Source organism: Tepidanaerobacter sp. EBM-38 (assembly GCA_001896545.1).
Lineage (GTDB): Bacteria > Bacillota > Thermosediminibacteria > Thermosediminibacterales > Tepidanaerobacteraceae > Tepidanaerobacter.
This window is the reverse complement of the sequence record MPOT01000049.1, coordinates 43,128-54,164: the sequence shown is the minus strand read 5'-3', so window position 1 is coordinate 54,164 and position 11,037 is coordinate 43,128. Positions and strand designations below refer to the sequence as shown.

At 34.6% G+C, this 11,037-nt stretch carries 6 protein-coding genes; all 6 read left to right on the top strand.

What is annotated here, in order from left to right; translation table 11 throughout:
• Positions 1 to 2,225 (top strand): FtsX-like permease family protein (locus BUC45_RS05535; protein ID WP_296970873.1); only part of this gene is annotated, 2,225 nt, incomplete at its 5' end.
• 16 nt (positions 2,226 to 2,241) lie between these two features.
• Positions 2,242 to 2,931: an ABC transporter ATP-binding protein gene (locus BUC45_RS05530; RefSeq protein WP_296970872.1), complete on the top strand. Its 690-nt coding sequence runs from the start codon at positions 2,242 to 2,244 to the stop codon at positions 2,929 to 2,931.
• A gap of 219 nt (positions 2,932 to 3,150) precedes the next feature.
• On the top strand, positions 3,151 to 3,552 hold the full coding sequence (locus tag BUC45_RS05525) for a BlaI/MecI/CopY family transcriptional regulator (RefSeq protein WP_013779404.1): 402 nt from the start codon (positions 3,151 to 3,153) through the stop codon (positions 3,550 to 3,552).
• 15 nt (positions 3,553 to 3,567) lie between these two features.
• Positions 3,568 to 5,901, top strand: a complete 2,334-nt coding sequence (locus tag BUC45_RS05520; protein WP_296970871.1) for a M56 family metallopeptidase — start codon at positions 3,568 to 3,570, stop codon at positions 5,899 to 5,901.
• 741 nt (positions 5,902 to 6,642) lie between these two features.
• On the top strand, positions 6,643 to 7,881 hold the full coding sequence (locus tag BUC45_RS05515; RefSeq protein ID WP_296970870.1) for an efflux RND transporter periplasmic adaptor subunit: 1,239 nt from the start codon (positions 6,643 to 6,645) through the stop codon (positions 7,879 to 7,881).
• 23 nt (positions 7,882 to 7,904) lie between these two features.
• Positions 7,905 to 11,036: an efflux RND transporter permease subunit gene (locus tag BUC45_RS05510; RefSeq protein ID WP_296970869.1), complete on the top strand. Its 3,132-nt coding sequence runs from the start codon at positions 7,905 to 7,907 to the stop codon at positions 11,034 to 11,036.
• Position 11,037 lies beyond the last annotated feature (1 nt).

Here is an 11,037-nt window from a genome sequence, read left to right as displayed (position 1 = left end):
ATTCCCTCAATTATAAGTTTATAGGGAGAAAGCCTATAAAAGATGGAGAAATAGTAATAGAAGAAAAAGCAACAGAGCAAATGGGGATTAAAGATCCTTTAAATAAAGAGATTGACTTAATGGTATTAAACAAGTATTTGGATAAAGACAATATTCCGCAAATAGACAGCGGAAATAAAAGATTTAAAATTGTTGGTTTGATACAGAAACCGGAAAAATATTATGAATCATTAAATGGTTTTAAGTGCCAAGCATTTATTTCAGAAGAAACAAATCTGCCCATAACAAAAACTGAAGGTACATATAAAGGGAATATATATCTTCATAATAAGAAAAACGAATCTACTTTTTTAAATAAAATGTATAAAAAATTAAATCTTAAAGATTACAATTTATTCTATAATGTCGAAGTGTTTCAAGGAGAAGTTTATAAAACTGCTACCAAATATAGTGCAAAAAATATTCAAAACTCAATTATTTTAATTATTGTATCATGCCTTGTTATATATAATATCTACAACATTATATTAGCGGACAGAATAAAACAAATTGGAATGTTGAGAGCCGTTGGGATGTCAAATAGAGACATTAAAAGAATGTTCCGAGTATCAAGTTTATTTTATATTGTATTCGGGACGCTAATAGGCATATTAGCCGGAATTGTATTTTCCTACATAGGTGTAAGAATAATATATGGGTATAATTCGATATTAACCATAGAAAAAGAAAGCATAATTTCCTCTTTTTTAGTTTCGATAATAGCAGTATCTGTTTCAAACTTTATTGTAGTAAGAAAAACATTGAAAATGTCCATAATTGAGTCCATAAACAAAAGTGATAAGGTAAAAAAAAGATCAAAAGAAAATATAGATGAAAGAAAGAAAATGCAGGGAAATATATTAATTAAATTTGCCAGCAGAAATATTTGGAGAAATAAATCTAAGACAATTTTAACAATTACAGCAATGTTTTTAGTTGGAGCAATATTCATACAAACGTCTGTCATTAACGATCGAATGAAGTTAACAAACAATATAACAAGTGGACTTAAGCCTATGTCCTATGGCAATGTTGATATAACCTTAAGCGGTAATTATCGAAATACAGAAGATATATTTTATAATATAAATGTTTCCATTATACAAAAAATAAAAAAATTGAACGGTGTAAAGAAAGTCGAACCTTTCTTCTACAACCAAGATAGTTTTTTGTCAATCAGTAAGGAAAGAGTATCTGATGATTTAATAAAAGAGCTAAGACGACAAGAGCAAAAATACTATTCTGATTATGATAAGGAATATCCCCTTCTTGTAAAAGGTTACAATGAAAGTTTGTTAAAAAACATAAACAGGTTTATTGCCAAGGGAGAAAATATATTAGAGGAAAAACCGGGAGACTGTAAAAAAGTACTGCTAGTTAACAACATTTATTCCAGAGGTATTCACTCATATTCAACAAAAGTTATAAAAGATGTAAATGTGGGTGATGTTTTGGAAATAAAATTGCCTGTTTATAGAGACGGAGTAGAGAGATATGAAAAATTTAAAGTAGAGGTTTCAGGCATAATGGATAATACTTATATCGCAACCCAAGATGGTGACCCGGAGTTTACGGGAGGACAGATAATCTTTAGGGAAAACGATTATAGGGAGTTAACCGGCCAGCAAAACTACAATAAACTTTTTGTGGCTGTTGAAGATGGAAAACTTAAATCTGTTGAAGAAAAAATAGAGCAGATGGTTAAAGACTATTCCTTTTCTTCAGTAGGTGGCAAAAATGAAAATAAGAAGTATATAGCGCGAACATCGGAAGAAAAGTTAGATATCATATATCAGTTTTTAATGATTCTCATATTATCTATTAATATCATTACTATTGTGAGGAGCAATATTATATTAAGAACAAAAGAATTATCAGTTTTAAGAGCAATTGGAATGAGTGTCAGAAATTTAAAAAAGATGATATTAGTTGAATCTGAAACATATGGTATCATTACTTCTATATTGACTGCAATTTTCGGTATATATGACTATAATAAAGGCATTGCAAAAATAAATAATGCGATGTTAGAAAATGGATATAATCAAACTCTTTCATACGGCATTCCTTTTAAACAGATACTGATAGTTTTTATAGTTTCTGTTGTAATGTGTTTTATTGCAGTATATGTTTCCAAGGACAAAGTTGAAAAGATTAATATAATTGAAGGAATTTCAGAAAATTAATGGTGAGGTAATAAAAATGAAGATGTTAAAAACAATTGATTTAAAAAAAATTTACGGCAAAGGAGAAAATGAAGTTTATGCTTTAAAAGGCATAAATATAGAAATTGAACCGCATAAATTTACATCTATAGTAGGGCCGAGCGGATCCGGTAAAAGTACTTTTTTACATTGTGTTGCCGGCCTTGATAAGCCAACATCAGGGAGAGTCTATTTAGACGATATGAATATATATAATTTAAATGATGATCAATTATCGCAGGTAAGAAGGCAGGAATTTGGGTTCATATTTCAAAATTTCAACCTCATACCGGTAATAAATGTATATGACAACATAATATTGCCGGTTTCAATAGATAAGAAGAAAGAAAACAAGGAATATATAAATAATCTTATAGAAAAGCTTGGCTTAAAATCACAGATAATGAAATTTCCAAACGAGCTTTCAGGAGGACAGCAGCAAAGAGTTGCAATAGCAAGAGCTCTTGCAAATAAACCTTCTGTAATATTTGCAGATGAGCCTACAGGAAACTTAGATTCAAAAACGACAGCAGAGGTAGTGGAAATATTGAAAATGTGTATAAGTGAATTTAATCAAACTTTAGTCATGATAACTCATAATGAGGATATAGCAAAAACTGCCGACAGAATATTGACTATAATTGATGGGAAAATAATTGATGATTTGAGGAATAAAGAAATGTTATAGTTAAATATTATAATTATCAATATTTAACTTTCATTTGTTGAATGTTTAAATCTGTAAAAGAAAGGATGCCTAGTAAATATAGATATAAAAATAAAGGGACTTACCAAGTCTTTTTTTATTTAAGGCTCAAAATAGCACTTGACAAATATCATTTACACATGTAAACTATACATACTTTCATCGTTTACAGCTGTAAATAAAAACAACAGGGGTGGTTACATGAAAAATATCCCTAATATAACCGAATCAGAGCTTGTGGTCATGAAGATATTGTGGGAAAAGAGCCCGTTATTAGCCAGTGAAATCATAGCATTACTGCCAGAAGAGATAAACTGGTCAGACCAAACTGTAAAAACCTTTTTAAACAGACTTCTTAAAAAGCAAGCTATAACTCATAAAAAATCCGGAAGGAATTATATCTACTATCCGGCAGTATCTCGTGATGAATACATCAAAGCAGAAAACAAAACCTTTCTGCACAGGGTATATGATGGTGCTGTGGGTATGCTTTTTTCAAAGTTCCTAGAACAAGAGGAACTGACAGAAAAGGAAATCAAACATCTAGAAAATATTCTAGAACAGAAAAAAGCATCTAAAAAAAACCATAGAAAATTTAATTAATGAGGGTTTTTAAAAATGATCATTATATTAAAGAAAATATTCTTGAGGGTTTTATATGCGTCTTTGACATCAACAACAATAGCCTTACTCATTCTTTTTATCGGGAAAATATTTAAAGATAAACTTACACCTAGATTTCATCACATTTTATGGCTTCTTGTATTAATAAGACTATTGATGCCTTTTACCCCTGAAAGCAACCTAAGCATATTCAACCTTTTGCCAGGCAGCAAAGACAGCATATCACTTAAGACACTAATACCCAGCACAAAAGAAACGGAACCCTTTACTAAAAGGCAAATAGACATGGCAATAAATAAAGCAAAGCCAGATCTAACTAATATCAATAAACAAAGACACCAAGACAACAATTTCCTAGAAGATGACCTACTAAAACCAAAGAAATCAATTTTAAACAAAAATGAAACAAATAAGTTTGAAAACATCATTAGCTTAATCAGCTGTGCATGGCTTATCGGTTTTCTAACAATGGCTGCATTTTTATTAACTGCAGCAATAAGATTTAAGAAAGACACAAAAACCTTCGAAAAAATAACCCATCCAAATACTTTAGATATACTAAATAATTGCAAAAAAAGGCTGGCAATAAACACGCAAATTGAGCTTTTCTGTGGTAAAGGCTTTTGCAGCCCCTTTATATTCGGCATATTAAAACCAAGAATATACCTACCTAAACATATCTTAAACAAAATTGACGACAAAGAACTTTCACATATACTCATACATGAACTCAGTCATTACAAAAGAAAGGACCTATTATGCAATCTACTTTCAACACTAGCCATAATGCTGCACTGGTTCAACCCCATTGTATGGTTTGCCATGAAAAAAATGAGAGCTGACATAGAATGTGCATGCGATATGTATGTACTTGAAAACCTAGAAGAAGAAGAATTTACCCATTACGGCAGGACAATAATAAAGCTCTCTAGCCTAATATCAAGCTCACAACACAACAAAATGCTGTATGCATATTTTTATGAAGGCAAAGAGCAAATTGAGAGGAGAATTATCATGATAAACATGTTTAAAAAGGGTTCATACAAACTATCGGCTATTGCCCTGATATTTTTCATAGCCCTTGGCTGCTGCACCCTTACAAATGCAGAGACTGGCACCAACACAACTTTAAAGCCGGAAAAAAATACGGAAACAGAGCAATTTAGCTTTGATGAGGCCGAAAAAGTTTTTTCCACTTTAGATAGAGCCATAGATTTTATTGATTTTGACTTTAAGGTGCCTGACAAGATGCCTACAGATTATGAATTTGACAAAATATTTTTTTATGAGGAGAAAGGATTAGCCAGTGTAGATTTTACTAAAATTGACGTTGATAAGCAAATTGGTGTATCCATCTTAGTTTCTAACAATGATATGATAAAATATTTAAAAGAAATACATTCAGATGCCAATGAAAAAGTTATTAATGAAAGGACTATTAAGCCTGATATAAAGTTTAGTGAAGAACCCATGAACATTTCAAATATACAGGGAACTTGTTTAACAATAAGCAAAGACTGGGATATAAAGGAAAAAGACTTAGAAGATTACAGGAAACATGATACAGGACGTATAAAAGTTAGACCTATTACTAAAATAGTTGAAAAATACTTTATATGGCAAGATGAAAATATATGGTATAGCGTACCATATTACCATAAAAATGGCGATTTCGAAGGTTTTTTCCTTAGCGAAATTCCAAGAGATGATATAACGATACTTCTCTCATCCCTTAAATTCCCTAAAGACATACAAAATATTGAATATAAATCAAGGGATTATGATAGGTTTTTGGAAATTTACAGTAATAAAGACCTAGAAGCGGCCCGAGAAATACTGGGATTTGCCCCTAAATTCCCACTAAACTTGCCCGATGGATTTGTTCCAGTTTCTTCGCTCATCCGTCCTTTTAGCGAAACTCTACACGATAATAAGCTAGTTGAAATGATTAAAATGGAGACAATTTTTCAATTAAAAGATAAAGATTCCATACAAGAAATATCTTTGAACCAAACAAAAGACCCCTCAAAATATGATGACATGATTCAAAATGGCTATATAAGCTTGGAATATTACAAAGACCCAGTAGATGCAAAAGTAAAAACTAATGTCGCCGAAAAGAAGATAGATATTGTCCCTATAATGATTAATGACATTAAAGTCTTAAAATATGAACTAGATATCACAAACCCCAATATAATATCAAAAGGCATAACTAAGACCCAGAATTATATATGGAAACAAAACGATGTGGTCTATGAAACCCAATTTATCGGTGATATGGGCAATCAGCAAGAGATAGTAAGAGCGCTGATAAAAACCCGTTAAATTATAAGGTATAATAATAAGTAGGTAATGAAATGGGAATACAAAATAATCAAGAAAATCGAAACTACTTATCCCGAAGGGATTGAAGTGGTGATGACATTAGCTGAAAAACTTAAAGAAGAAGGTTTGAAAAAATCTATCTAGAGGCTAGTGTAAATAAATCTGTACTTAAATGAAAATAAAAGCTCTTTTCTGGCAAGCATTAGAATAGGATTTAAAACCAGAAAGGAGCTTTTTCACGTGTTGTCGGCAGTATAAAGGATAGGCAGAGATGCCCGGGAATAGATTGCTTCGACTGTGCCAGGTAGCGACAAGGCCAGCTATATAATAGGAAGAAAAATACTACTTATTATGTTAATTAAAGCAAATCTTATTCCCATAACCGCTGCTTGAAAAGGGATTCTGCCAAGAGACAATAAACCCAAAGCACAAACCATCGCAACGCCTGGGAGAACCCCCTCGTAAAGGCGCAAGGCACCGCCCGATATAGGCCAAGCCTCTATTGACAAAACATGGTTGCCGATTTATACTATATATTGGATTGAAAAAAGTGACCACTCACTCATAATACTTATTTTTTGTTTTGTTATATATTTTATTTTGCGGCCGCTACGAATATATATAAGGCAATTAATAAGTAATTTATTTTGGCTCAATAAAAACCGAGCAGTCAGTTTTTAAAGACAAGGTTTCAATGTAGAATACTTACTAAATAAATGCAAGTTGGGAGGAGATGTAAATATGAACATACAACGAAAAAAGCTTATTTCTGTAATTATTGTGTTAACATTTATTGTAGCTTCGATTGCACTCACTGGATGCAAAACTAAGAAATATGGTGATATTAGTGAGGAAGCAGCAGTACCGGTAGAGGTAAAAGAGGTAAAGCTCAATAGTATAAAGGATATTACAAAGCTAACGGGAACTATTGAAGCTGAAGATGATGTTAAGGTGACTAGCAAGATACCCGGTCGCGTAGAGCAGGTTTTAAAGGATGTGGGAGATTTTGTGGAAAAGGGTGAACCGTTAGTCATTCTTGAAACGAAAGAACTGCAAAACCAATTAGCTCAAGCAGAGGCAGCATTAGCTATGGCTCAGGCAAATTTAAGTGCAAATGAAGATGCGGCACTACCTCAGCAGTTGGAGCAAGTGCGTGCAAGTCTTGAGCAAGCGGAAGCCAATTATGTCAATGCTAAGGCGGATTACGAGCGTATGAAAGCTCTTTATGAGGCAGAGGCCATATCCAAACAGGTATTTGATGGAATGACACTTAAATATCAGGTAGCCAAAACCCAGTATGAAACGGCAAAAGAGCAATACAGGCTTACAAAAGAGCGGCTGCCGAAGAATATAGAAGCATTAAGGGCTCAGGTAAAACAGGCCCAGTCGGCTGTGGACTTAATAAAGACTAATTTGGAAAATTCTATAATAACATCACCTGTGACAGGTATTATTTCAAATAAACTAATAAATAATGGAGAAGTAATATCGGCGGGTTATCCACTCTTAACCGTGGTAAATATCGATACGGTCAAAGTAGTTATAGACGTTGCAGAAGAGGAAATAAATAAGATAAAAGATGGTCAGGAAGTGGATGTAACAATAGGAGCCATTGGCGGCGAAAAAATAAAAGGAATTATTTCTATAGTACCTCCCGCTTCAAATGCTACTCGTTTGTTTCAGGTAAAAATAAGTATTGATAATAAAGACCATACTCTAAAACCCGGAATGTTTGCTGAGGTTGATGTAGAAAAAGGCATAAAAGAAAACGTGGTTGTGCTGCCCAAAGATGCTATTCTGCTTAAAAAGCACGGCAATGTAGTCTTTGTGGTATCTGAAGGCAAAGCTGTAGAACGAATAGTAAAACTCGGTATAACCAACGGCAATAGTGTTGAAATACTGGAAGGAGTAAACCCTGGAGAAAAAGTCGTAGTTAAAGGTCAGAACATGTTAAAAGAAGGAGTTTCGGTTAAACTTTAGATTAGGGTTGAGGTGAAAAACAAATGAAACTTTCTGATTTTGCTATAAAACGTCCTGTTACTATGCTAATGGTTGTAGTAGTAATTATGATTTTGGGTGTGGTATCTTTATCGAAGATGTCTATTGACCTTTTACCTAATGTGGATGTACCGGTTATAGTTGTTATAACGGCATATCCCGGTGCGGCATCAGAAGAAATAGAGGATACAGTTACTAAACCCATTGAAAAGTCTGTATCTGGTGTTGAAAATGTAAAGACTATCCTTTCCGATAGTCAGCCCAATGTGTCAGCGGTGCAGGTCCGGTTCAAGTGGGGAGTCGATCTTGACATTGCTGCGATGAATGTAAGGGAAAAGCTTGACCTTATTAAGGGAAGTCTGCCGGAAAATGCTGAAGAGCCTATAGTAATAAAGCTTGACCCTTCCATGATGCCGGTATTGATTCTGGGTATGGAAGGACAAAGAGATACAATGTATCTGAAGCAATTGGCCGATGATATGATTGTAAAAAGGCTTGAAAGAGTTGAAGGCGTTTCAAGTGTAATGATTGTCGGTGGTGCTGAGCGGCAAATTAGGATAAAGGTGTATCCAGATAAGCTTTCAGGATACAAGGTAGCTTTTTCGCAGGTTATTTCAGCTTTAAAGGCCGGAAATATAAACTTACCTGCAGGCGAAGTGGATTACGGCAATCGTGAGCTTTTGGTTAAAACCACCGGAGAATTTAACGATGTAGAAGAAATTAGAAATCTGGTGGTAGTAAATCGGCAGGGAGCGATTGTGCGCTTAAGGGATATAGCAGATGTCCAAGATGCTCAGGAAGACGTCAAGATATATTCTAGGATAAATGAAAATGAAGGTCTTAGAATTTTAGTGCAAAAGCAAAGTGATGCTAATAGCGTTCGAGTAGCAGAAAATGTAAAAAAGCAAATTGCTGAAATAGAAAAAACCTTACCATCTGACATTAAAATAACTGAGATTTTGGACCAATCCAACTATATACAGAAAGCTATCGATAATGTGGCTTCAAATGCTATACAGGGTGCGATTTTAGCGATTTTAGTAATATTTATTTTTCTCCACAATTATAAATCGACGCTTGTTATAGCAGTTTCAATACCTTTTTCTATAGTAACCACTATTGTTATCATGTATTTTTTTGGAATTACGCTTAATGTTATGTCCTTGGGCGGTTTAGCTATTGGCGTAGGTATGCTAGTGGATAACTCCATAGTGGTTTTGGAAAACATATATCGTCATCAAAGCTTGGGTAAAGATAAAATCGAAGCTGCTTCGATAGGTGCATCGGAAATGACTCTAGCGATAATGGCTTCTACCCTTACTACTATTGCTGTGTTTGTGCCCATAGTATTTATTGAGGGTATTACATCTACTATTTTTAAAGAACTCAGTCTAACTATAACATTTGCGCTTTTATCTTCAATCTTTGTGGCAATAACAATTGTGCCGCTGCTAAGCTCAAGGCTTGTAGACGTTAGAGAAACAGCTACTAAGAAAATGGGATTTTTAAATAAAGTTTTCCAAAAGAGTGATGAAATATATGCCAAGGTAGATGCTAAATATGGTCAATTGCTTGCTTGGTCATTGGGACATCGAAAAATCATCGTCCTTGCCATGGTAGGTTTGATAGCAATCAGTGCTTTAGCAGCACCTCTGGTAGGATCGGAGTTTTTCCCGGAAACCGATGAAGGCAAGATAACCGTTGAGGTATCTCTGCCGTTGGGTTCTAAGGTGGATGCAACTGATGAAGTCATGAGGTATATTGAAAAAAAGGTCATGGAAATTCCTGAAGTGGAGCGGTTTTCATCTCAGGTAGGTACTACCACCTTAAAGACCTTTCTTGGCACCGGTACTACAGAAATAGGTAGTATGGATATCAAGCTTGTATCTCAGGGCGAGAGGAAGCGCAGCACTAAGGATATAGCTGAAGAACTCCGGCAAAAAATAGGGGAAGTTCCGGGTGCTGAAATAGATATAAAGAGTGCTACTAGTATAAGCAGAATTGGTTCTGTAACTGGTTCTGATAAGCCGATACAAGTGGCTATAAAAGGTGAGGATTTTGATGTTTTAGAAGAGCTTTCAAACAAGGTTGAAAAAATCGTTCGAAAGGTACCAGGAACAAGGGATATAGAGACAACTATGGAAGAAGGTCGGCCTGAAGTTCAGGTTCGAGTAGATAAAAACAAAGCATCTTATTACGGATTGGATACTTACAGTGTAGCTGCAACCGTAAGAGCTTCAATAAACGGTGCTGTAGCCACCCAGTATAAGGTAGCAGGCTCTGAAGTAGATATAAATGTTCAGCTGGTAGATATGGCTCGTAAAACTTTGGAAGATTTAAAAGCTATGACTATAATGTCACCTCAAGGCGTAAATGTTCCACTAAACTTCATTGCTGATTTTAATATAACTGAGGGTCCTAATGTTATCAAAAGAGAAGACCAAGAACGTTTGGTTTATGTGTCAGCAGATATTTATGGGCGCAATTTGAGTGAAGTAATTCATGATATTGAATCTCAGGTTGAGAACTTACAAATGCCTGAAGGTTATTCAATCAATTTTGAAGGTCAGAACAAGGAAATGGTTGAGGCTTTTGCAGAACTTAAGCTGGCCATGATTTTAGCAGTAATTCTGGTTTATGCAGTTATGGCATCACAGTTTGAGTCACTGCTACATCCTTTTACTATTATGTTTTCTTTGCCGGTAGCATCCTTCGGTGTAGTATTCGGTTTACTTTTGAACCGCAGGTCTTTCAATGTCCCGTCATATATGGGAATCATTATGCTGGCTGGCATTGCAGTTAACAACGCTATAGTCTTGGTGGACTATATTAATCAGTTAAAGGCACAAGGCAAATCTACTAGAGAGGCTATTATAGAAGCTGGTCCCACAAGGCTTAGGGCTATAAGTATGACGACACTTACTACAGTTTTGGGTCTTTTACCGCTGTCTTTAGGATTAGGCGAGGCTGGTGAAATCCAAGCACCACTAGCAGTAGTCGTTATGTATGGGCTTTTGGTATCTACATTGCTGACTTTGATTGTGGTACCGGTTATGTATTCAATTTTCGATGATGTGCATGGTTGGTTAGGACGTAAAACCAGTTCGAAACAAGACTTAAACAAGGAGATGATGTAAA